We start from the raw sequence: 23733 nt of genomic DNA on the forward strand, positions 1-23733 counted from the left end.
TTGCTTGGCGTTTCTACGCCAGTATTGCGCTTTTATAGCCATACCAAACAAAATTGCACAGAACGGCCAATGTTTGCGTGACGTAGGTCCAGCTTGCGCTAACTATTGGCCGTCGGCTGGCCGACGGCGGGGTCTGGGGCCCGCGGCCCCAGCGGGTGTGGGCGGCGCCCACGGTGTGGCTGTTGATCTTGGGAGCTCGAGGGCATAGCCCTCGATATCTTTCAGCGCCCATATGTGCACTTTTGAATGCTAGTGACTATATTACTCCACAAACGTCTGCGCCAACTGCTCGACCAGCGGCAACGCCTCGTCGAAATCGTATTGCGCCAGTTTGGCGCGGGCCCGTTTGAGCAGATCTCCTTGCGCCGCCGTCAATTGCCGCTGCAGCAGGGTTCCGGCCAGATCCTCCGCTTCGGCGTCATCGTCACGCACTTTAGCCAATAACGCATCCACCTCATCGCGGCTCAAGGTCGATGCATCAGACGCCTCCGCACCGGGAGTCGACATCTGCGCCAACTGCGTGCGCAAACGCTCCAGATGCTGCAGTGCGGCGTTAAAATCATACCCTTCGGCGGCGCGGCGCAGAGCACGAGCGGTGTTGGCCAATGGCGTATCCCCTGCCAGTTGCGCGATGTCGGTGGCGGTTTCAGCGGCGTCCACATCGTCATCGGCCACCTGTTCGGCCAGTTGCGCCATGAGCGCCTGCATGCGCTCGGGATCCCAAGCCGGCGCCGTCGGCGCAGCCTGCGCGGACTCCAGATCGGCGGCGTCGATGGTTTGCAGCATCGCCGTCAACGCCGCTTGCGCCGCTTCTTGCGCTTGCGCCAGCGCCGTCGGATCCAGCGCCCCCTCCCGCATCAACAGCGCCTCCAATTCGCCTGCCGCCTGCTGGCAATCCAGCGCGCCCAAGGCGCCCGCCACCCCTTTGAGGGTATGCGCCTCGCGCACCGCCGTTTCGCGATCATCCGCCGCCAACGCCTCCTGCACGCGGGCGATGGCCTGCTCTTGTGAGGCGCGGCTCTTGAGCAGCAGTTTGCGATAGGTGGCCGGGTTGCCGCCCACCCGTAATACAGCGTTCTGCACATCAAAACCGGGCAATTCGGGCAACGCGTCATCGCCGTTGCCGATCTGTGCGCCAGCAGGCTCCGTCTCCTCATCCGCCGCGCCGGTGGGCGCCACCCAGCGCGCCAGCGCCTCAAACAGATCCTGGGGATTGATGGGCTTGGCAACATGGTCGTTCATGCCCGCTTCCAGGCAGCGTTCGCGATCCCCGGCCATGGCGTTGGCGGTCATGGCGATGATGGGCAGCTCCGCCAAACGCGCCTCCTGGCGAATGGCGCGGGCGGCGGCGTAGCCATCCATCACCGGCATCTGCACATCCATCAACACGGCGGCGTAGTCCCCCGCCAGCGCCGCCTCCACCCCCTTTTGACCATTATTGGCCACCGCCACGCGCAAGCCCGCCTGTTGTAACAGCTCGGTGGCCACCTGCTGGTTGATCTCATTGTCCTCCACCAGCAGCAGGCGCGCGCCGCGGATGGGGCGCGCCAAATCCTGGCTTGGCATTGGCGTCTCGGTCGTCGTTGCATGGATGCGCGTCTCCATGCCAAAGGCTTCGCGCACCACTGCGTCAAACAGAGTGGAGGCGGTCACCGGTTTGAGCAGGAACGCCGCCAGATCCACGCTCTGGGACTGACTGCGCACCTCTTCGCGGCCATGGGCGGTGATCAGAATCACCGACGGCTTGGGATTGATCTGCGCGCGCTGCTGAATCGCCCGCGTGGCCTCAATGCCATCCATGCCGGGCATCTGCCAATCCATCAACACCAGGTCGAACGGTTCGCCCCCCTTCTGGGCTTGGAGAATCGCCTCAATGGCCTGCTCGCCATCGACGGCGGTGCGCGTCTCCAGATGCATGGCGCGCACCAGCGCGTTGAGAATCTGGCGCGAGTCGTCGGAGTCATCCACCACCAGCACCCGCTTGCCCTCCAGCTCCTCGGGCACGATCTCAAAGCGTCGTTTCACCTGGTCATGCAAGGTAAAGCGGGCGGTGAACCAGAACGTGCTGCCTTGGCCTGGCGCGCTCTCCACGCCGATCTCGCCGCCCATCATCTCCACCAACCGTTTGCTGATGGTCAGTCCCAAGCCGGTGCCGCCATATTTGCGCGTGGTGGAGGCGTCGGCCTGGGAGAAAGCCTGGAACAGCCGCGCCATCTGCTCGTCGCTCATGCCGATGCCGGTGTCGCGCACCTCAAAGCGCAACAGCGCAGCATTCTCATCCTTCTCCTGCAGCGCCACACGCACCACGATTTCACCCTGTTGGGTGAACTTGACCGCATTGTTGGAGAGGTTGATCAGCACCTGTCCCAACCGCAGCGAATCGCCCACCAAGCCGATGGGGGTGTCCGGCTCCATGGAGATGAGGAACTCCAGCCCCTTCTCGGCGGTTTTGACGGTGATCAGATTGGCCAGATTCTCCAGCGTCTCATCCAGTTGGAACGGCGCCGACTCCATGTCCAGCTTGCCCGCTTCGATTTTGGAGAAGTCCAGAATGTCATTGATGATGCCCAGCAGTGAGTTGGCGGCGTTGTGGGTTTTGGTCACATAGTCGCGCTGCTTGGCGCTGAGCTGGGTCTGTAGCGCCAGATGGCTCATGCCGATAATGGCGTTCATGGGGGTGCGGATCTCATGGCTCATGTTGGCCAGGAAGTCCGATTTGGCGCGGTTGGCGGCGTCGGCGGCGTGCATCGCTTCGGTCAGGTCGAACTCCAGCAGTTTGTATTCGGTGATGTCCTGGGTCACGCCATAGAGCACGTCCGGCTCGTTCTCCTCACCTTGAGTGACCTGCCCCAAGGCGTGAATCCAGACGGTTTCGCCATCGATGGGCCGCTTGTAGGGGAAAGTGGCGTTGAATGCCGAAGCTTTGCCTTTGACCACCGCCTGGAACCGCGTATAGACCTCTTTGGCGACTTCCGGATCAGCGGCCTTGACGTTCTCATACCACTCTTCGCGAATGCGATAGCGGAAATCCTCCCGCGGCGCATCGCCGAATATCGCTGCGGCGCGCGGTGAAGAGATATACCAGCCGGCGCCATCCAGCGGCACATGCCAATAGCCCGCCTTGGTCAGATCCAACGCCTGGTCGGAGAGGAAGTTGATGCGCCGCATATCCTCTTCCATACGTTTGCGCTCGGTGATGTCGCGACACACGCCCAGAATGCCCAACACCTCGCCATCGGGACCGTAGAAGGGCGTTTTGAGGATATCCAGCAACACCTTGCCCGGTTGGCGCAGCGCCCACTCCTCTAAGCGCACTGGCTTGCCGCCGTGCAGAATCTCCAGATCCTTCTCGCGGAAGCGTTCAGCGATATCGTGGGGGTAGAGGTCGAAGTCGGAGTGGCCGATCACCTCGTCGCGTTCATGACGGATAAAGCGCTCGAACGAGACGTTGGTGTTGGAGTAAACGCCATACAGATCCTTGGCGAAGATCAGGTCGGGGATGGAGTCGAACACCGACTGCATCAACGCCTGCTTTTTGGAGACCTCCAACTCGGCGCGCTTGCGCTGGGTGACGTCGCTGATGGTCATCACCACCCCGCCATCGGCCACCGGCGCCTGGCGCATATCCAGCACCAAACCCTCATGGGTGTGGATTTCGCGCCGCACCGAAGTACGAATGTGCAGATGGTTCAACTGCATGCGCACAAAGGACTCTTTGTCGCTCACGCGGCCATAATCGCCGCGCTCCACCAGGAAACGCACCACCGGCTCATAGGAGCCGCCTTCGCTGACCAGCTCATCGGGCAGATTGAACAGCTCCAGATAGCGGCTGTTGAAAAACACGAACTGCTGATTGCCATCGAGCAGAAACAGCCCATCGCTCATGCTGGTCAAGGCCAGATTGTGGCGGTTGGACAGACGCGTCAGTTCGGCGGTGCGCGCCACCACGCGGCTCTCCAGCTCCTCCTGCGAGCGACGCATGGCGCGGGCGGCGCGCTCGCCCAACACCACCAGCACCAGGGTGGCGACAATGGTGAGCAACAGCGTCAAACCCGCCACCATCAAGAGGTTGCGGCGCATGGCGTAGAAGCCTGAGAGCGCTTCGTCGCGATCGATCTCCGAGGCCAGACCCAACTCAATATCCGGCAACCAGCGCCAGGCCCCCATCACCGGCACGCCACGATAGTCGCGATACCCCTCCACGTTCATGCGCAGCGGCGTCTCCATGGCCACATGGGGATCGCTGCGGTTGAGCGCCATACGGCCCTGTTGGACCAGGTCCGCCGCCATTTTGGTAAACGGTCGCTCCGCCAATGGCGTTCTGGGGTGGTAGCCGCGCGTCATGTCGCCGCCCGGGTCGCGCGCAATCAAATCCGTGCTGTCGGATTGTTCGCCCACCAACAGCACGCCGATGCGCGCCAGATCCTGTTTAAAGCGACTTTCCGTGATGATGCGTCCATTGACGTCCAGCAGATAGGTCTCGCCGGTGTGGCCGATGCGGCCATATTGCATGATGCGCGAGAGCTGCCCGGAGGGCAGCAGTTGCTGGGTGAGCACGGCGATGACATCGCCCTGAGCGTTGCGAATGGGCGCAGCGAAGAACATGTTGATCTTCTGTTCCTCCGCCGCTGCTGCGTCCGGGTTTGGCATATCACTGATCTGGATCGGCGGCACGAACACCGGTTGCCCGGAGAACGCCTTGCGCAACAGGCGCGGTTTGACCGCGCCGATGATATTGCGCTCACCCAAATCGGCGTTGTGCTGCGAGGCCAGATTGGCGCCATCGGGGCTGATGATATGGAAACCGATGCGGCCAAAGCGACTTTCCCGTGCGGCAAAGAAGGCGCGCACCAACGCCTGCGCCGGCGCCTGACTGAGCGTTTGCGGCGTTTTCGACTCCAGCTTGAGCAACTCTTCGGTAATCGCCACCAGCTCGGGATCGCGCCCCAATTGCGCCAGGAGGTTCTGTTGACTCTGCACCCAGAAGTGCAGGCGCTCCACCGAGCTCTCCAGCACCACCTTCAGATCCTGTCGGGTCGACTCCAGCGCCAATGCGCGGTTTTTCTGCAGGGTGAACCAGATGAGCGAGCCCACAATCACCAGGATGACGCTCAGGCCGCCGAGGATGAAGCTGCGGAAGCCGCGCGCGCCGAACTGCCGCGCCAGCATCTCGTCGGAGAATAGGCGCGGGGCCACCATCACCCCCAGCAGCAGCAGTAGGAACAGCGTCGCCAGCGCCAGCGCCACCCACTGGGTTTTGATGCCGCCCACCGTAGCTTCCTCAGCGGCGGGGGCGGCGGTTTTCATCAACGGCGCCCATTTGCGCTCAATGGCGCGGCGCTCGGTAAGGGGAATGGTTTTCAGGGCTTTGTTGATCAGCGCGATCAATTGCGGCTGATCCGAGCGCACGCCAATGGAGAGCTGTTTGGGCGGGAAGCCGGTGGGTCCCACCACTTTGAGGTTAAACAGCCCGTTTTCGCGAATCAGGTGGCCGATGACGCCCAGATAGCCCAAGTAGACATCGGCCTGGCCCAACGACACCTGTTTGAGTCCCGACAGCGGATTCTCCACCTCGCGGAAGGGCTGGTCCGGGTGTTGCACGCGCAACAGATTGGCCACGGTATAGCCCTTGGGGACAACGATGCTCATCTCCTTGAGGTCGGTCACGGAGCGAATGACCGGGGCGTCATCGCGGGCGGCGGCCACCAACGGCATGGTCAGCACCGGATCGGAGAAGTTGAGGAAGGCGCGCCGATCATCATCCACTGAAATCAATGAGATCACGTCGATTTCACGCGCTTTGGCCCCATCGACCACCTGTTTCCAAGTCAAATTGGGCACGCGTTGAAAATCGATCCCCAGTTTGCTCTTGAGCACCTGCAGCAGGTCGGCGGCGTAGCCCACGTGAATGCCGCGGCCATCCACGTAATCAAATGGCGGCCAAGCGGGATCCACCCCCAGTTTGACCACCGGATGCGACTCCACCCAGGCGCGTTCATCGGCGGTCATGGGCACGCGCTGGGACTCGGCGACGGGATCCAAGCCCATCCAGCGCTCCGCCAGTTTGCGCTTCTCGGCCAAGGTGACGGCATTGAGCCCCTTCTGCAGCAGACGTTGCAAAAGGGCCTGATCTTTGGTCACCGCCATACTCAGATCGCTGTGAAAACGCGCATCGGAGATGCCTGCTGCGCGCTTGATGTCGCTAAACAGATGCTCGCCGATCAGGTAGAGAATCACCGCCTCTTCGCCAATGGTGGCGTCGGCCTGCTTTTGCGACACCGCGCGCAAACCATCGAGGGCGTTCTCCACCGGCGCAATTTGAATCAGGGGATAGTGCGCGCGCACTATCTCTTCAAAGAAGAAGCCTTTGGGGATCGCCACCTTTTTGCCATTCAAATCGGCCAGGGAACGGATGTCGTCGCGGGCGCTGCGCACGTAGATGGCCGACTTGGCGTTCAAATAGGGCGTGGTGAAGGCCAGAGAATCCTCTCGCTCGGGGGTTTTGACCACATTGAGCAGCACATCCAACTCGCCGCGGCGGGTCATCTGCAGAAACTCCGCCCAACTGGGGCCGTGTAGATACTTGACCTTGACCCCCAGATTGCGCGCCACCATATCCATCATATCGATGGAGTAGCCCAGCGGTTGATCGCCCTTGTTGAAATTGAACGGCGGCCAGTTGAGCTCATTGTGGGCGGTGAGCACCGGGTGCTGTTTGAGCCAGTCGCGCTCGTCATTGGTGAGTTGAATGCGGGGTTTGATCTGAATCTGGGTGTTGGCGCCGATCCAACGCTGGTCAATCTCCCGCCGCACGCTCTCGGGAATCGCCGCCATGGCTTTATCCAGCAGACCCACCAGCGGCTGCCACTGGGGATCGGCGCGGGTGACCACGAAGTGCTGTGGCGAAGCGTCGTTCCAGGCGTCCCCCACCGGCTCCAGATTGACCAGCTGCTGGCGTCCCATATGCCACAGCGCCACCGCCAGATTACCGATATAGGCGTCGGCCTGGCCGTAAGAGACCAGTTTGAGCGCCGCCAAAGTGTCATCGACATTGATGATCTGAATCTGCGGATTGCGTTCGCGGGTCAAGGCGTTGGTGACGTAACCGCGCTCCAGGGCGACGGTTTTGCCGGTGAGGTCGGCGATGCTGTGGATATTGACCCCGCTGCGCGCAATGATGGCGCGGCGCACATTGAAGAAGGCGGGGCCAAACAGCAGTTTGTCGGCGCGCTCTGGACGCCGCGCCACGGAGACCGCCACGGGAAACTTGCCGCTGACGGTCTTCTCCAGCATCTGCGCAAACTTCGGCCCAGTGCGGGGTTCAAAGGTTACTCCCAGCAGCTTGCCCACTTCGCGCACATAATCCGCGGAGACGCCTTTGAACTCGCCATCCTCATCGATGAAGTCGATGGGCGCCCAATGGCCATCCACGCCGATGGGGATGACCGGATGTTCATCCAGCCAGGCGCGCTCTTGGGGGGTCACGTTCAAAGTGGGCGCAGGGTTTGACTCAATCGATGCGCGCTTGGTATCGAGCCACTGCTGACGCAGCTCCCGCAGCTCCTGAATGGAGACCGCGCGCATCGCCTTTTCCAGAATCGGCGGCGCCTCCGGCCAGTCAAAACGCACGCCGATGCGTAGATTGGCCAGATCGGGTCTGCCCAGGTCGGCCTCGCCGGAGAGGGTCAAACCGGTGAGCATGTTCTCACCGATGAGATAGCTGAGAACCGCCTGTTCGCCCAACACCGCATCCACATTGCCCAGGGAGAGCTGCATCAAACTCTCGGTGGTGTCGGCCATGAGCGCGCGAATAATTTTCGGGTAATCCCGTTGCAGCACTTCGTCATAGAAGAAGCCGCTGGGATAGGCCACCCGTTTGCCTTCCAGGGCGGCGATGTTGTCGTATGGTTGCGCCTGACGCGAGACGATAACGTTGGGGTTTTTGGCGTAAGGGTGGGTGTAGCGGATGTACTTCAACCGCTCGGGCGTGCGCACGATATTCAGCATCACGTCCAATTTTTTCTCGCGGATCCGCTGGATAAACTCTCCCCAGGTTGGTCCGGAGACATACTCGATGCGCACGCCGAGTTTTTCCGCCAACAGATCCATGTAATCGATGGAGAAGCCTTGCGGTTTGCCATTGCGGAAGAAATTGAACGGCGCCCAATCTCTCTCATTGTGCACGCGCCACACCGGATGTTCGGCCAGCCAAGCGCGCTCCTCCTCTGTGAGCGGCAGTTTGCCCCCCGGCGTCACGCTCTCCAGATCGGTAAAGAAGTCGTCGTTCAGCCGCGCCTTGGCGGCCATGCCGGAAAACGCAAAGGTTTGCACCATCTTCTGATAGCGGCTGCGCTCATAGGCGCCGATGGGGTTGAACTCCGCCAGCACCGCCCGTTTGATCTGCGCCGCTTCAAACTTCAACTGCTTGATGCTGCGATTTTGCGGATTATATTTGGCGGTAATGAGCCGCACGATCTCATTAGGATGCTCCAGGGCGTACTCCCACCCCTGTCGCACCGCCCGCGTCACGCGCACGGCGCGCTCCGCGTGGTCGCGCCACTCGGCGGCGGTGGTGAACAGGTTGTCGCCATACAGATCGATGCCGTAGTCGCGCGGATCGAGAATGACAAAACCGATTCCCGCCTGTTTGAGGGCGAAGGGCTCATTGCCCAGATAGGCGTTGACGGCGTCCACCTCCCCTTTCACCAGGGGTTGCAGGCTCAAGGCGTGGGGCACGATTGTCAGGTCCGGCGATGCGCCCAGGGTTTTGCGCAACATGGCGCGCACTGACGGGCTGCTGTGGCTATTGGACGAGAGCATCACCCGCTTGCCGCGCAGATCGCGCGGGAACTGAATGCCAGAGGATTTCAGCGCCAGCAGCGCCGAGGGGGTGTACTGGAAAATCTGCGCCAACAGTCGCACCGGCTTGCCTTCGAGGCTGTCCAGCGCGAGCCCGGCGTCGGCCACGCCATAGCTGGCTTTGCCGCTGAGAACCACGGCGACGGGATCTTCCCCGGGCTGCAGTTCGCGCAGAGTGACATTGAGCCCCTCATCGGCGAAGTAGCCGCGCGCTTCAGCGGCATAGTAACCGGCGAATTGGAACTGATGTCGCCATTTGAGTTGAATGACCACATCGTCGACGCCCTCAACAGCGGCGCTAGCCGTGGGCCACAGCGTTGCGAGGAGCAGGACGATTCGAAGCAAGCGGGGAATCATTGCCATGGCGTTGCATCTGAAAAAGAGAGGGGGCGCAGGCCCCGTGCAATGACCAAATGGTCAATAGAATCTTGCAGTTTAGCACGATTCAGCGTAAGGGAATCCCTTAACCCCATTTTTTTTCGGTTTTTCTCATCGCAGCGCATGAGGTTGGTCTGTCGCGCCGATGGGATGGCGCGAGAGAGAGGGACGAACAAGGAGAACGCCATGAGCAGCGGATGGGGCTGTCCCCATGAAGTGGCGGGCGGCTGCGCCAAAGTGGCCGGGCGCCCATGTGATCCGGGCATGAAGGGGTGCGTGCTGTTTGGCCGCTTCACCTTCAGCAATCCCGAGAAGAATCAGCATCAACGCCGCGCCAAACGCGACGCCAATGGCCGCCGCATTCCCGCCGAGGGCGACGAGCGTTGAGAGACGCGCGCCATAAGCGGGGGATCCTGGCGGCGCTGATCTGCAGCGTAATCTGTTGGTTTGGCGCACACGCCGCCCTGGCGCAGAGCCTGCCGACGCAACCGCCGCAGGCTCTGCGCATGGCTATTGGGGCGCAGGAGTGGGCGGCGCGAGGGGAGTTGGCGCGCGCCATTAAGATGTTTGCCCGCGCGCTGAAACTCGGCGCCGACTTGCCGCAGGCGCAGCGCGCCGCCATTTATAACAACCAGGCCATGGCGCTCAAGAAGTTGGGGCGGTTTGACGCCGCCCTTGGCGCCATCACCCACGCCGTGGCGCTGGCTCCGGCGCACCCGCGTTATCTCTACAACCGGGCGCTGCTGTTGGTCCACCTGCAGCAGTATGAACAGGCGCGCAACGCGCTGGATGCGCTGCTGCAGAAGCACCCCAATCTGGGCTCCCCCTACCCCCTGATGTGGCGTTATGAGGTAACGGATAAACTGGACCCGGAACAGGCGCGGATCTGGTTGCGGGAGCGGCTCGACAGCTTGACCCGCTACCCTTGGCAACAGGCCTTGATGCAGTTGCGCCTGGATCTGCAGCATGGCGAGCCGCTGCTCACCCGCGCGCTGGCGGGCGGCGATGTGGCCATGCGCCGCTGCGAAGTCTATTTTCACATGGCGCAGCATGCGAAGGGGGATCAACGCGCCGACGCCCTGCGGCTGGCGGCGGACCACTGTGACGCGCAGATCGACGAAGGCTTGATGATTCAAGCGCAATTGCGCGCGTTGGCGGTCCAATCCGAATCCAACGCCGCCGCGACTCCTGAAGCCGACGCCGCCCCCCAGACCCCAGCCACAGAGCGCGCGCCTGAGCCTGCCGTCACCCCCACCACCGTTGCGGCCACAGCGCCACAGGAAGAATCCGGCGATGTCGCCACGCCCCACGCCGAGCCCATGTCGCCGGTGATCGAATTCTTCGTCGAAGTGGGGTTTTATGAACAGACCGAGTCCGCCAATGAGGTGCGTCACCAAGTGGAGAGTCTCGATCTGCCGGTGCAGAGCCATACCGCCGACATTCACAACACCGCCATGATCCATCTGCTGGCGGGCCCCTTCGCCACCCGCGATCAAGCCGAGCAGGCGCAAGCAGCGCTGCGCATCGGCGGCGTCGCCATCGGGCGCGTCTTGCCCCCCGCCGCACCCTGACCCCGCTGCGAGTCCCTCCACTGTCTTGATTTTCTTGGCGCAACAACACAACAATAATCATTGCAAAATCAGTATATTATAGTTACGTGAAGCTAAAGTCAGACATTTCATCTACGGGTAAATGGAAGATATCGAGGGCTACGCCCTCGAGCTCCCAACAACCAAACCGTGATTCGGGCCATCCTTGGCCCTCACCCTTCGGGCTCGCTACGCGAGTCCGATTTGGCAATCCTGCCAAATCGTGGGGCGCCGCCCCAAACCCCGCTGGGGGCGCGGCCCCCAGACCCCGCCGCCGACCAGTCGGCGGCCAATAGTCAGCGCAAGACCAACCAGTGTCACGCACACATTGGCCGTTTTGGTTTCGCACAGCTATCTGCAGGATTTGCAACGCAATGATTGCAAATGCGACCTATTCCGGTTGTTTGAATCCCATCTTTGACATGTAAAAATCACCGTATTCTCATTTTCTGATTTATTTTCTGTATAGGGGGCATTATGGTTATGGCAGTCATTCATTTGCTTGACACGGGAGAGAGCGAGATGAAATCCATTGATCTGGACCATGGTGATTTTGAGACGTTGGTGGATGCGCTGCGCGAACAGGGCCGTCTGGGCCCGGCCTCCAACGACGAAGGGATGATTGTGCGCATTGCCGACCACCCCCACCATGGGCGCGTGATTCTGAAGATGGACTCTAATATTGGTCGCGGCAAAATGCTGATTACCGAAAAAAGCCTCGCCTGATTCGAAATGCCCCCTGGGAGATGAAAAAAACGCCGCGCAGGCTGGAGCTGCGCGGCGTTTTTTTTGTTGTTTCGGGAATCAGCGTTCAATGTTTGCGTGACGCTGGTTGGTCTTGCGCTGACTATTGGCCTCCGGCTGGCCGGAGGCGGGGTCTGGGGGCCGCGCCCCCAGCGGGTGTGGGCAGCGCCCACGGTGTGGTCTTTGGGAGCTCGAGGGCAAAGCCCTCGATATCTTTCAACATCAACACATTCCCCAACAGCAAAGTGTTTGCGTGACGCTGGTTGATCTGGCGCTGACTATTGGCCTCCGGCTGGCCGGAGGCGGGGTCTGGGGGCCGCGCCCCCAGCGGGGTGTGGGGCGGCGCCCCACGGTTTGGTTGTTGGGAGCTCGAGGGCAAAGCCCTCGATATCTTTCATTATCCAAAACCAGACTGTTCGATTCTGGCTTCGTCGTACTCTCGCTGTTGGGAGCTCGAGGGCGCAGCCCTCGATATCTCTACAGCTTCCTAACGGTCACCGTTGGGCGCCAATGTCTCCCCCTCACCCCTCCTGGCGCTCCAGCTTCCAGGAGCGGTGGCGGGCGCGGGCCTTCTCCATGCGCTGGGTGCGCTGATGCCGGGTCAGGGTGATGGAGCGATAGGTGAGCCAGTAGAACAGGGCGCCGGAGAGAGGGCCGAACACCATGCCGCCGGCGGTGATGGTCAACACCGTATCCAGCAGCACGTCGCGGCCGGTGAGCGGCAGAATAAAGGCCCAGTCGCCATGCCAGACGGCGACCATGCCATCCCAACTCATTAATTTACCGGCCAGGTCGATGAGGGTGTTGACAAACTCGGTGATCGCCTCCAAACCGCTGACGTGCTCGGAGCCGCGTCCCAGCATGATCACGCCCAGTTTGAAGTCGGCCCAGAAGAAGAACGGGAAGGTAGCGGGATTGCCGACCAGAGTGCCGATCCAGGCGGCGATTTTGGAGCCGCCGAAGAAGACGCACAGCAGCGCAGCGCCGATGAGGTGAAAACCGATGTACGGGGTAAACGAGATGAACACGCCCCAGGCCACCCCCAGAGCGATCTGATGCGGATGCTCCGCCAGCCGTAACAGGCGGATAAACTGATAGCGTAAGTAGTGCTTCCAGTTACGTTTTTTATTGTCGTCGTCCGCCGCCACTCCAGTCACCCCCGCTTGCCGCAAGTCGCGCGTACCGTCGTCAGCCCGCCATGTACAGACCGGCGACGGGGAGAGGATTCTAGCAGATCCCGCGCCCGCTGCCTACGCCAATGGCTCCATGGCGTCCCAATGGTGGCACTGCGGGCACTTCCAATAGATCTCGCGGGATTCGAACCCACACTGTCCACACTGATACTGTCGACCCGCCGCCGCCACCGCCTCCACGCAGGCGGCGCCCGCCTCAGCGGCGCGGCGCCAATCGGCCTGCTCCAAGCAGAATTGCACATAGCGCTTGGCCGCCGCAGCCGAAGCCGGGTAGCGCTGTAACGCCTCCTCCAGCAACGCCATGGCCTCGTCGTTGCGGCCCTGCTGCTCCAGCAATCGGCTCCAAGCGCGCATCAGCGACAGCGGCGCATGGGCCGCGCGGGCGGCCTCGGTCATGCGTTGCGCAAACGCCGCGCTCTCCCCCAGCGCCGCATAGGCCTGTTGCAGATCCTCCAGCGCCAGATGGAACAGCGTGGGACGGTTCTGCTGCAACGCCCCCAACAGCTCCACCGCCTGCTTGGGTTGCCCCTGCTGCATGGCCATCTGCGCCAACGCGCGGGTCGCCTCCACGCAGCCGGGGTGGATGCGGATCGCCTCACGCAACTGCTCGCGGGCCAGATTGCGCGCCTCCTGGCTGTTTTGACGCAGAGCTTGGCGCGCGAGTTTCCAACGCAGGTGCGCTTCGCGTTTGATATCCGCTTTGCCGGTGGTTTTATGCAGCCGTTTGAGGCTCTCCAGCGCGCTCTCCCAGCGGCTCTCGCTCTCGTGCAGCCCCTGCAAGGCGGCCAACGCCTTCTCATGCCCGGGATCCTGCTCCAGCACCGCGTGATACGCCTCCACCGCGCGGTCCACAAAACCGCCCAGACGGAAATCCTCCGCCAAACCGAACTGCGCGGCGATGCGGGTGGGACGCGAAAGATTCTGCCGCGCAATGATGCTCTGATGGATGCGAATGGCGCGGCCCACTTCGCCGCGGGCGCGGAACAGACTGCCCAGGGAGAGGTAGATCTCCACCGTCTCCGAGTCGATGCGCACCGCCTGGGTGAACGCTTCGATGGCTTTGTCGGGTTCATCGCTGAGGAGGAAGTTCAAGCCGCGATAGGCGTAATCTGCGCCGCGTTCGCTGGGCGAGAGATTGGCGTAGTCGCGGGATTGCGCGCGCTCATCGCGGCCAAAGCGATAGCCCACGCCGAAGATCACCAGCGCCAGCGCCAGCCACGGCGCCCACTGCACCAGCAGCGTCAATGGATCCACGGCGCGCCCCCTAAGGTCTCTCCGCTGGGGCGTCCAGCGGCAGGTTGCGCAGGGAGGTCAGCTCCCGCTCCAGCAGTTCGCAACGACGACACGCCTCGGCGTAGCGTTGGCGTTGGCGTCGACCGGCGGCCCAGGTGACCGCCGCGCCCAGCAAAAAACCGCACAGCGCAATGGCGAACACCAAGCCCCACAACGGCGCGGCGAATCCTGGATCATGGGCGCTCAGACGCACCACCGCCTGGGCGCCGTCGCCCAGCACTGCGCGCGCCGCCAGCAGCAGCAGCAGCGTCAACACCAGGGGATTGAGCCAGGAGCGGGACATAGCGTGCGGGCGCCTTTCATCAGAGCGCGGGCAGTGAGCGGAATAACGGAATCAAGCGGGAAGGAACGCAGCGCCCCATCTGGCGATGACCATGACCGATGTTGCGCGGCAACGCAAGCGCAGCAGCAGGTTTTGCCGGATCAGGGCGCCACCGCCACCACCACGCTGTTGGCCGCATCGGGCAGATCCGCCAAATCCTGGCGCGCCCGCTCTGCGGCGGCGCGGGCGGCGAAGGGGCCAATCAGCAGCCGCGTCAGACGCTGATCACCCGCTCCTTCGATGCGTTGGAAGAACGCCAATCCGGCGGCCTCGGCGCGCTGGGCCAATCGCGCTTGCACCAACTCGGCGTTGCCGGGAGAGGTGAAGGCGCCCAACTGCACCGCGTAACCAGCGCCCGCCGTGGCGGGCAGCGGTTCCGGCGCGCCGCGCTGAGTGGTCACCAGGGCATCGTAGTCGCTCTGTGTGAGCAGATAGCTGGCCAACTCATCGGCCTCTTCACGACTGGCGAAGGGGCCGATGCGCACGCGATGGAACAGCACCCCATTGACGGTGGCCTGCTGATGGAATCCCGGCATGGGCGCAGCCTTCCATCGCAGTTGCCGCACCCCCTGCAACGCCTCGCGGGCGCTGGCGGGGTTGGTGAATGCGCCCACCTGCACCGCCCAGCCGCGCTCTTGACCCGCTGTCGGCGCCGCTTGCGCCTGAGCGGTCGGCGTCGCAGGCGCTGCAACAGGTTGAGGCGCGGCCACGGTTTGCACCGCGGCGGGTAGAGAGCGGCGCGCCGCCTGCAGCGCCGAAGCGCCGCTGGGGGTGGGCTCATCGGGTTGGAAGTTCATCACCCAGTTGGCCAGTCCCGCCGCGCGGATAATGGCGGAGAAGCGGTCGGCGGTGGGACGATTGGCGAAGGGACCAAAGCGCACGCGGTAGACCTCGGCGCCATTGACCTGACCCACGCCGATATAGAGCGGCAGACGATAGCCGTCGAAGCGCTGGGCGCTCAAACGCGCCAGCTCCCGTCGCGCGCCCTCCACATCGGGATGTGCGGCCACCTGAATCACGTAACGGTTGGGGCTGGGCGCGGTGGCGCGAGCCGCCGGGGCCAAGGCGCGCTCGCCCGCCGCCCGCGGAGCCGTAGTCTTCGGCGGAATCGGCGGCTGCGCCGGTTCGATGTCGGCGACCACGGGCGCGGCGGCAATCGGCTCCTCGTCGGGGACCAGGGGTTTCGGCGTCGCCGCCGGGGCGCCTTTCCCATCATGCAGACGCACTGTCAGATCGGCCACCTGTTGTTGCGCCTGCCGCAACTGCGTCTGTAGCGTCTCCACCCGCGTCTGTCCCCGGCGCATCTGCGCCAACTCCGCCTCCAACTCCTCGATGCGCGCCTGCGCCTCGACGTTGGCGATGATCTCTTCGGTGGAGGGTTCACGTTTGGGCTGCGCGGCGCGCACGTCGTTCAACGCCTCCTGCAACTGCTCGCTTTTGCGCTCGGCGGCGCTCAACGCCTGCTGGGCCTGGAACTCACGCTCTTCGGTGGCGCGCAGCTGTTCGCGCAGATGCTCCAGCGCCGCTTCGTTCTCCATCTGGTCAAACGTGCCGCCGCTGTGGGCCGCCGGAGCGGACGACGGCGCGCTGGCGGGCGTCAAGGTTTCGGCAATCTGGCGCGGTGGACGCGTTTCGCCGCCAAACAGCAGCCACAGCACCCCCAGTCCCAACACCGCGCCCGCAGCGATGGCCCAGGTGCGCATGCGCTTGCGACCGGGATCGGCCTCATTGGGAGTAAGCAGCGGCGCATCGCGGCTGACCGGGAAGGAGTCGGTGGCGAACGCCGCCGGGGCGCTCCTCTTCTCTTCCGGCGCAGACTTCTCAGCCGACTCCGGCGCGCTGGCGGCGCTCTCCTCTGCGCTATCCGCTTCTGCGCTTGGCGTGGCGTCGTCGCTGGCGGACGCTTCGGCGTCAGGGCTCATCCCCAACGCGGGCTCCACGCGCTCGGCAGCGGTCTCCACCGGGGCCGTCCGCAGCGGTTCCGTAGCGGGTTCGGCGGGCGCGGTATCGGCATAGGCGGGGGCTTTGGCCAGCGCTTGCACAAACTCTCCGGCGGTGGCGAAGCGCGCCGCCGGATCCCACGCCAGGGCGCGATTGAACACCGCCCGTTGCGCGGCGCTCAGCGGTCCGCCTTCGGGGGTGAGTTCCGCAGGGGGGTTGGGCCATTGATAGAACAGATCGGCCACGCTCATGGGCGGCTCGCCGGTGAGCATCTCATGCAGCAGCACCGCCAGGGCGTAGATGTCCCCCGCCGCCTCCGGCGGGGCGCCCAGGGCGCGCATGCCGAACTGATTGAAGAAGACGTCCAGCTCCCGCTCCCACCCCTGCTGATCGTTCTCCGAACGCAGCAGCAGCTCTTCAGGCGGGGTATAGGGGGTGGCCCCGGCCAGGCAGGCGTCGGAGAGGCATTCGCCATGCAGACGCATCTGATAGCGCATGGCGTAGGCCAGCAGCGTATCGAGCAGCCGCGCCTCGCCATCTTCACCCAGAATCACGTTCTCCGGCTTGATGCTGCGATGAACCACCCCTTGGGCGTGGGCGTGATCCAGACCCTCGGCCAGATGGCGGGCGATGCGCAGGGTTTCGGCCAGGGGCAGCACGCCGCCGGGCTCCTGCTTGAGGCTTTGGCGCAGATTGATCCCGGGGGCATAGGGGATCACCAGCAGATGCAGATTGGCGGCGCCGTCAAACAGATGGCTGGCGCCCACATGCAACACCGGATGTTCCAACGCGCGAGTGAGATGATAGTGGCGTTTGAATTCGGTGAAGATATCGGTGTCGGCGGTGAGATCTTCAGGAATGGTTTTGATCACCGCCAGGGCGTCGGCCACCGAATCGCGCGCCAGATAGGTCGCGCCCAGGGGGCCTTCTCCCAGAAGTTTCTCAATGATATAGCGGTCTTCGACGACCTTTGCGCCCAGTTCCATGACCATGATGCGCAGCGCTCCTTCGTTGCGACAATGACACTCGGCGAAAACAGAGTTCGCCCAGCGCGCCCATCGGTGTTCGTTGCAACCACCTGAGTGGATGGGGACGCCGGTGGGCATACTGCAAGAAGCGTGCTATATTCTGCTCGCCGCCTCCGCCGCATGGGGAGGTCATCCATTTATCCTTCGCTTCACACCCTCCGCATTGGGGAGCGCACTCTCATGTCCTCTGGTTGGCTGCGCACCGGCGCCCACTTCTCCGCTTGCCGCACCTGGCGCACGCTGCTCTGGCGCGTGTGGGACGAGCAGGCCCCAGTGATCAATTTTCTGCTGCTCAACCCCAGCACCGCCGACGAAGCCAAAAACGACCCCACCGTGGAGCGCTGCGAACGCTACGCCCGCGCCTGGGGCTATGGAACCATGCTGGTGACCAATGTGTTCGCCTACCGCGCCACCGATCCGGCGCGCATGAAGGCGTTCGCCAACCCAGTGGGCCCGGGTAACAACCAGGCGATCCTCACCGCTGCGCGCATGGCGCAACGGGTGGTGGCGGCGTGGGGCAATCACGCCCAGCACCTGCAACGCTCCGATGAGGTGCGGGCTCTGCTGGAACGGGCGCGCATCCCCCTGTATTGCCTCAATCTCAATCGCTCCGGCGAACCGGTGCACCCGCTCTATCAGCGCAAAGATCTGCAACCGCGTCCATTGCCGCCTGCAAAATGATTTGCCGGGTATTTCAATATCCGTTAGGGTCAAAGGAGTATTGCAGGGCGATGCGCCATTTTCATATGAGCGCTCAGCCGCATTCATTTTGAAAGTCTGATCATGCGTCTCCTGATCGCCATCGCGCTGGGATGCGGCCTGTTCCTCTCTATGGCCCGCCACGACGCCTGGGCCGAAGCGTCCGCTGCGCCCGCTTCAGTGGCGGATGTGTTGACCCTGCGCACGCTGCACGTGCCCCCTTTCAGTCAGGCGCCGCAGGGTGATGAAGGGCCCGATGGCATTCTTGTCACGCTGGTCCAGCGCACGCTTTCGTTCATGGGAATTCGCAGCCGGGTGATCGTCAGCAGTTGGCCCGAGGCGTTGCAGGCCATCCAGGCGGGTCAAGCCGACGCCGTGTTCCCCTGCATGGAGTCGCCCGACCGCCGCAAATGGCTGCGTTTCCCCAGCACGCCGTTAACCCGTTTTCGCATGGCGCTGTTTGCCCAACGCTACCAAAAGGCGCCGCCCTGGAACGGCAATATGGAGAGTCTGAGCGGGTTGACCATCGGCCGCATCCGCTTGGCCCGGGTGGCGCCGCTGTTCGACCGTGCGGCGGAGTCCGATTTGTTTACGGTGAGCGAGTGGGATGAGCCCGACGACATGGTCACCGCACTGGCCGATGGCAAGCTGGATCTCATCGCCTTTGAGAACGTCATGGTGCGATATAGCGCCAAGCATCAAGGCGTGTATGGGCGTTTGCGCCAATTGGATCCCCTGCTGGCCAAAGCGCCTGTCTATCTGGCCTTTTCGCGCCAACGCACCGACGCCGCCCTGACGCAACAGTTCGACGCCACTCTCAATCGACTGCTCGCGCAAGGCGCGTTCGACGCCTTGGTGCAGCGTTGGATCCGATGAAACGCGCCCGATCCAGCCCCTGGACCATTGTGGGTCTGGGCGTGACGGCATGGCTGGGCGGATGCATCGTCTGGGATGTGTGGCGCCGTCCGCCGTTCTATTACATTTGTCAGGTTTTTACGCCCAACGCAGCCGATACGCAGGCTCTGGAGCAACATTTCTGCGCACAATTGGACGCACCCATTGGCCAGGTGCTCGCGCGTCAGGCGGGCGCACGCTGGCGCTTCATCTCCTGGCCGCCGCATTTTCGTCCGCCGTTGCCGCCATACTCTCCCCAACGCGTTTCGCCCAAGACTCCGGTGCTCAATCGACCCTTTATCGAAATTCGCGCCACTGTTCACCGTGATGAGTATGGCGATTGGATCGCAACATTACATGGCTCACGCCTGCACTACTTCCACCAGCGCGGCAAGGTTTCCGCGGCCACCATTTTGCGTGAATTTTATGATCAGTGGCCTGTCCAATCTGAAAATATCGCCGATGTTCTGCCGCAAATGCGCAAACGCAACGCCAAGTTGCTGCCGCGCTGTCTGTAACTGTGAGACGCGTCACGCGCGTCGCGCCGCCAATCGGAAATGGTGAAGATGGAAATTCGTTGGAGTCGTCAATCCCAAGGCTTTCATCAAGCCACCTACCCCAATCGCAGTCATCAACTGACCGTGAGTCTGGCGTGGGAGGAGAGTGAAGGCGAACGCGTGGTGGAGCAGGTGTTGCCATTGGGGCGGGTGATTGTGGAGGAGAGCCCGGGCCAAGAGATGAAGTTCCTGTTCGGCACCGATCTGGCGTTTTGGCCGGATATCCAGCAGAAGCTGGATGAGCTGGGTTTGGAGGCGACGCGCAAAGAGGAGATCCTTGCTCAAATTGCCGAAGTCGTGCCCAAACCCGTCGCCGAGACCACGCCGCGTTTTCGCCCGCGCTTTGACATCTAAGACCGCCGCTCATCCACTGTCGCACGGCTTACTATCTTCCCGCTGCGGCAACTCCAATTAACTTGTGTACGTCTCTTGCAAAGCGCCGCCTTGACGTCCAATCCGTCGTCGCGGCGCTCATCCACACGATATTGTCGATGCGGATGACTCTGCGCCCTTACGGCGAAGCGCAGGAGATCCGATATGACCTTGCAACACATTACACAGATGTTTCTTCAACATTGCCGCTACGGCAAAAAACTTTCTGAAAAGACTCTCGCTGCTTACACAATTGACTTAAATGATTTTCTCGCCTGCCTTGGATCAGAGCGTGCGCTCATCACGTGTGATCGCGACGCTATCCGACAATTCCTGACTTATCTCCAAGATGTGAAACAGTTAAAAGCCAGCAGTATTAAACGTCGTGTTGCCTGTGTTAAAGCGATGTTCCGTTGGTTAGAGGTTGAAGAGTTAGCTGATAATCCATTCCACAAAATGTCTATTGCCATTAAAACGCCTCATCTTCTCCCTAAGAGCTTGTGTGCTGGTTCAGCGGAAACATGACAACCGCCTAAGCCAAAATATCAGTTAGCCGTTCGCCTTTTCAGCCATTTTTTGGGATGGCTGAAAAGACTGCTTTTGGTACGTCGTCCGACGCCGTTCTCTGGCCGCCTCAAGCTTTTGATCTCGTTCGGCCAGGATCTGCACATGCCGCCCTTCCAGGCGATCCTGTGGGGTGACGTAGTCGATGGCGCTATGGAGCCGCCGGGTGTTGTAATGCTCGACGTACTTTCCCACAACCCGCTGGGCATCTTCCAGCGATAATGGCGTCTGAGGCCGAATGCACTCACGCTTCAAACTACCGTGAAAACGCTCCAGCTTTCCGTTGCTCTGCGGATAGTAAGGCGAAGTCCTCACATGCGTCATGCCGGATTCCCGGATGAACGCCTTAAAATCGTTGGCAACGAACTGCGGCCCATTGTCTGAGATCAGCCGCGGCTTAGCTTCCGGATAGGCCTCCTGAGCTCGGAGCAGGACCACTTCAACCTCATCTTCCTTCATCGACTCACGAATCTCCCAGTGGAGGATAAACCTGCTACATCCATCCAGGACACTGCACAGATAGTAGAACGTCCCCTGGATATTCAGATAGGAGATGTCCACATGCCAGTGTTTATGCGGCTCCGAAGGCTGTTTGAACCCTGTGCCCTTCTGCGAGGGCGGTGGGCTCCAACGACGCATCAGCCCGGCAGTTCTGAGCACACGCAGCACTGAAGAGGGGCTGACCGCCACCACGCCTGCATCCAGCATCATGTAGGTCAGACGCCGATAGCCCTCTGACGGATGTTCATGGAAAAAGGCGACAATCGCTTCCCTCTCCCAATCGTCCAGCCAAAAATCTCGGGGAATACGGCCATTGTGGTCGTTAACCATTCCATAGCGCTTGCGCCATGAATAGAACTTGCCCCTTTGCACGCCTATCCAGTTGATAATCCGGCTCGTGTCGATTTCGCTCTTGTCTGACCAAGACGCCACGAAATCCACCACCGAATCCCGTATGTCCGGCTCCACCCAGCAGCCGTTCAGCTCACCCCAAGACTTTTTTTTAGCGCAACATGCGCCTCAAGAAGCTCGGACATAACCTCATTTTTGGTTGCCAACTTCGCTTCTAGTTCGGCAATCTGTCGATCACGAGCCTTTTGGCCGCGTTTGTCAGCCAAAGCCGCTTCGCCATTCTCAAACAAAGCCTTTTGCCAGCGATAGTACTGGCTGGGCTGAATGCCCGCCTCGTCACACAGATCCGAGAGAACCACCTTCTCGACCAGGTGACGGCGCACATAGCCTACCTTCTGCTCAGCCGTAAATCTCCGCTTCTTCCGTTCCATACAAACCTCCGCTTATTATCTACACATTATAAACGGCTTGTTTGTCATTTTCCAACTGAACCGAAACACTTGAGTCGCGCAGAGATGAAGCGTCTGCTTGATTACAGTCGCAGCCAATGCGCTGGATCGCCGGACTCAATTAACACACCGATAAGTGAGTGTATTTCATCAACTCGCTTCTCAGCATTGACTATTTATACAGCCATTGAGCTTCTCTTTGAGACCGGTGTACGTGTGGGGGAATTGTGTTCAATAACGTTGGAGGATGTGGATATCGCACAAGGGATAATCACAATTTTTGGCAAGGGGAGCCGGGAGCGTAAGGTATTCATGACCAGTGACACCACTTGGCGCCTGCTCACTGCCTATATCACACTCTCGAAGCAGTTTCGCCGCACCGACTCATCAGCATTGCTGGTGACCTCACAAGGGCATGGCGCTGGTCCCGCGCATATCCGCTCCAAGCTTGCTCAACAGGCCAAAGCCGCTGGTCTCACCCGTCACATCACCCCGCACATGCTGCGACATTCAGCCGCAACCCATTTGATCGAAGCGGGCGTTGACATCCGCTTTGTACAGAAACTCTTAGGCCATCAGAGCATTGCGACAACGCAGATCTATACACAAGTGACGGATAACAGTTTGCGTGATGTCCTGACCCGAGCCGGAGCCCGCCTACGACTGGAAGCCGCTATGTGATAACTGAGAATTATCATGAATGTCAAACTAACAGATAAAGAGTCGTCGATATTTACTCCAGATCCATTAGATACAGATTTCCCAATTTATGTCTGTTCTAAAGAGATGTCCCGAGGGACTCTCAATGATTTCTTTAAGAGAAATCGATCTTACCTTACAATAATTCAAGATTCTGATAGTCTCGAACAACATACTAATCAAGCATACAGAAGAATCCGTTATGAAAAAGCATTTAGTACATTGGCAGAAGGAATTTCAATAATTCTCCAGCCTCTTAAATTTTCTTACAAAGATTTTTCTGTGTCGGTCAGCAAAGTATCTTCGAATAGAAAACCAAGCGATAACCAAGAGCAAGGCAGTAGCATTCTCTATATTAAAGAAGATAAAATTCACCCAACACAAATTGCAAAACTTGCATCTCTTTATACTGAGATGCCGTATGATTCCAGGCCAATTATGATATTTGAGCCGAAAAGTGAGAGCCTGTCTTTGAAAGAGGATATGCATAAGCTGAATAATAATATTATTGTTCATCCTCTCGGGCAGACTAAAAGCTGGCGACATGAAGCGACCAAGATAATTTCAAAAGCTGGCGACATAACAAGTTTTACAAAAAATTTTATGTCACATTCTTACACGGCGTGTGACTTCGATAGTATTTCACTAGATACAACTGAGTTTATACATCACACCTCAGAGGTTATCATACAGCGCCTCGCCGCAGAAAGTCTGAGCATTAAATCGTACGATAATAATGGAAACAAATTTGGTGCGCTGCCTGTCGCGATAGGGCTTCTAAAGAAGCTTGATATCGCCAAGGAATACATGAAAGCGGATTATCAGATTCGATACCTTCTCTCTCTTAAAGCCGTAATTAATCTTTGGATTTCATATATAGATGAAAGCTTCACAGAAGGTATTGACAATAGCCTGGCGATCGCAGAGTTTCTCGAAAATGAGAATCTTAAATCACACTGTTTCCGATTATCTCATCTTATTTCTGGATACAGTTCACAAACAGGGGACTTGGTTTCAAAAGCAGCGCAATATTTCAGAGAGCGTGATGAGAGTGAATCTTATATCTATTGCCAGAATAATAAATTGCTCAATCAGCTTGGGACGAAGCACGTTGACTTAGACGCCTTTTCAGAATTGGTGGATTTCTCCACATCGCAGGTTCCCTATCTTGATCGTTTATCAACTGTAGCGAATAACGCAGGAACCGCATACTTAGTTAATGGTAAATATAAAGGGTAGTGGCTCCGTTTAGCTGATTTTGTATAAAACTTGCATGGATTTGGCCATCGTTCTCACATGG

At 60.4% G+C, this 23733-nt stretch carries 17 protein-coding genes; 10 read left to right on the top strand and 7 right to left on the bottom strand.

Going from position 1 to position 23733, the window contains the following annotated elements; translation table 11 throughout:
• Positions 1–261: 261 nt before the first annotated feature.
• Positions 262–9204, bottom strand: a complete 8943-nt coding sequence (locus MAIT1_RS20230; protein WP_158089652.1) for a transporter substrate-binding domain-containing protein — start codon at positions 9202–9204, stop codon at positions 262–264.
• 219 nt (positions 9205–9423) lie between these two features.
• Between MAIT1_RS20230 and MAIT1_RS20235 the strand changes: the two genes are divergently transcribed.
• From MAIT1_RS20235 to MAIT1_RS20245, 3 genes are all read left to right on the top strand, one after another.
• Positions 9424–9624: a hypothetical protein gene (locus MAIT1_RS20235; RefSeq protein ID WP_085446842.1), complete on the top strand. Its 201-nt coding sequence runs from the start codon at positions 9424–9426 to the stop codon at positions 9622–9624.
• On the top strand, positions 9621–10808 hold the full coding sequence (locus tag MAIT1_RS20240; RefSeq protein ID WP_085446843.1) for an SPOR domain-containing protein: 1188 nt from the start codon (positions 9621–9623) through the stop codon (positions 10806–10808). Before MAIT1_RS20235 ends, MAIT1_RS20240 begins: the two co-directional genes overlap by 4 nt.
• A gap of 540 nt (positions 10809–11348) precedes the next feature.
• Positions 11349–11552: a hypothetical protein gene (locus MAIT1_RS20245; protein WP_085446844.1), complete on the top strand. Its 204-nt coding sequence runs from the start codon at positions 11349–11351 to the stop codon at positions 11550–11552.
• Between the two features lie 539 nt (positions 11553–12091).
• On the opposite strand, the gene MAIT1_RS20250 is transcribed toward MAIT1_RS20245, so the two are convergent.
• The 4 genes from MAIT1_RS20250 to MAIT1_RS20265 all read right to left on the bottom strand — a co-directional run bounded on the left by MAIT1_RS20250 (position 12092) and on the right by MAIT1_RS20265 (position 17311).
• A complete protein-coding gene (locus MAIT1_RS20250; RefSeq protein WP_158089653.1) occupies positions 12092–12718 on the bottom strand; it encodes a DUF2062 domain-containing protein in 627 nt (208 codons plus the stop codon).
• A gap of 102 nt (positions 12719–12820) precedes the next feature.
• Positions 12821–14017, bottom strand: coding sequence for a tetratricopeptide repeat protein (locus tag MAIT1_RS20255; RefSeq protein ID WP_085446847.1), 1197 nt, complete (start codon positions 14015–14017; stop codon positions 12821–12823).
• Between the two features lie 10 nt (positions 14018–14027).
• Positions 14028–14339: a LapA family protein gene (locus tag MAIT1_RS20260; RefSeq protein WP_085446849.1), complete on the bottom strand. Its 312-nt coding sequence runs from the start codon at positions 14337–14339 to the stop codon at positions 14028–14030.
• Between the two features lie 140 nt (positions 14340–14479).
• Positions 14480–17311: an SPOR domain-containing protein gene (locus MAIT1_RS20265; protein WP_158089654.1), complete on the bottom strand. Its 2832-nt coding sequence runs from the start codon at positions 17309–17311 to the stop codon at positions 14480–14482.
• 216 nt (positions 17312–17527) lie between these two features.
• On the opposite strand from MAIT1_RS20265, the gene MAIT1_RS20270 reads away from it, so the two are divergent.
• From MAIT1_RS20270 to MAIT1_RS20290, 5 genes are all read left to right on the top strand, one after another.
• Positions 17528–18028 carry a DUF1643 domain-containing protein gene (locus MAIT1_RS20270; protein ID WP_085446853.1) on the top strand — a complete coding sequence of 167 codons (501 nt, stop codon included), beginning with the start codon at positions 17528–17530 and terminating at the stop codon, positions 18026–18028.
• Positions 18029–18130: 102 nt separating this feature from the next.
• Entirely contained in the window at positions 18131–18922 is a 792-nt protein-coding gene (locus MAIT1_RS20275) for a substrate-binding periplasmic protein (protein ID WP_085446855.1), read from the top strand.
• 41 nt (positions 18923–18963) lie between these two features.
• On the top strand, positions 18964–19458 hold the full coding sequence (locus tag MAIT1_RS20280; RefSeq protein WP_143814982.1) for a hypothetical protein: 495 nt from the start codon (positions 18964–18966) through the stop codon (positions 19456–19458).
• A 48-nt stretch (positions 19459–19506) separates the two neighbouring features.
• Positions 19507–19851: a hypothetical protein gene (locus tag MAIT1_RS20285; protein ID WP_143814983.1), complete on the top strand. Its 345-nt coding sequence runs from the start codon at positions 19507–19509 to the stop codon at positions 19849–19851.
• A gap of 183 nt (positions 19852–20034) precedes the next feature.
• Positions 20035–20394, top strand: coding sequence for a tyrosine-type recombinase/integrase (locus MAIT1_RS20290; protein WP_085446861.1), 360 nt, complete (start codon positions 20035–20037; stop codon positions 20392–20394).
• A gap of 24 nt (positions 20395–20418) precedes the next feature.
• On the opposite strand, the gene MAIT1_RS20295 is transcribed toward MAIT1_RS20290, so the two are convergent.
• Both MAIT1_RS20295 and MAIT1_RS20300 read right to left on the bottom strand, forming a co-directional pair.
• The gene (locus MAIT1_RS20295) at positions 20419–21402 is read right to left on the bottom strand and encodes an IS3 family transposase (protein ID WP_198947775.1); all 984 of its coding nucleotides are present in this window, start codon (positions 21400–21402) and stop codon (positions 20419–20421) included.
• Positions 21403–21413: 11 nt separating this feature from the next.
• Positions 21414–21716: a transposase gene (locus MAIT1_RS20300; RefSeq protein ID WP_085440272.1), complete on the bottom strand. Its 303-nt coding sequence runs from the start codon at positions 21714–21716 to the stop codon at positions 21414–21416.
• A gap of 84 nt (positions 21717–21800) precedes the next feature.
• Between MAIT1_RS20300 and MAIT1_RS20305 the strand changes: the two genes are divergently transcribed.
• A complete protein-coding gene (locus MAIT1_RS20305; RefSeq protein WP_085446862.1) occupies positions 21801–22415 on the top strand; it encodes a tyrosine-type recombinase/integrase in 615 nt (204 codons plus the stop codon).
• 15 nt (positions 22416–22430) lie between these two features.
• On the top strand, positions 22431–23672 hold the full coding sequence (locus MAIT1_RS21690; RefSeq protein WP_143814984.1) for a hypothetical protein: 1242 nt from the start codon (positions 22431–22433) through the stop codon (positions 23670–23672).
• Positions 23673–23733 lie beyond the last annotated feature (61 nt).

Origin of the sequence: Magnetofaba australis IT-1, from assembly GCF_002109495.1 — a bacterium.
Classification (GTDB): Bacteria; Pseudomonadota; Magnetococcia; order Magnetococcales; family Magnetococcaceae; genus Magnetofaba; species Magnetofaba australis.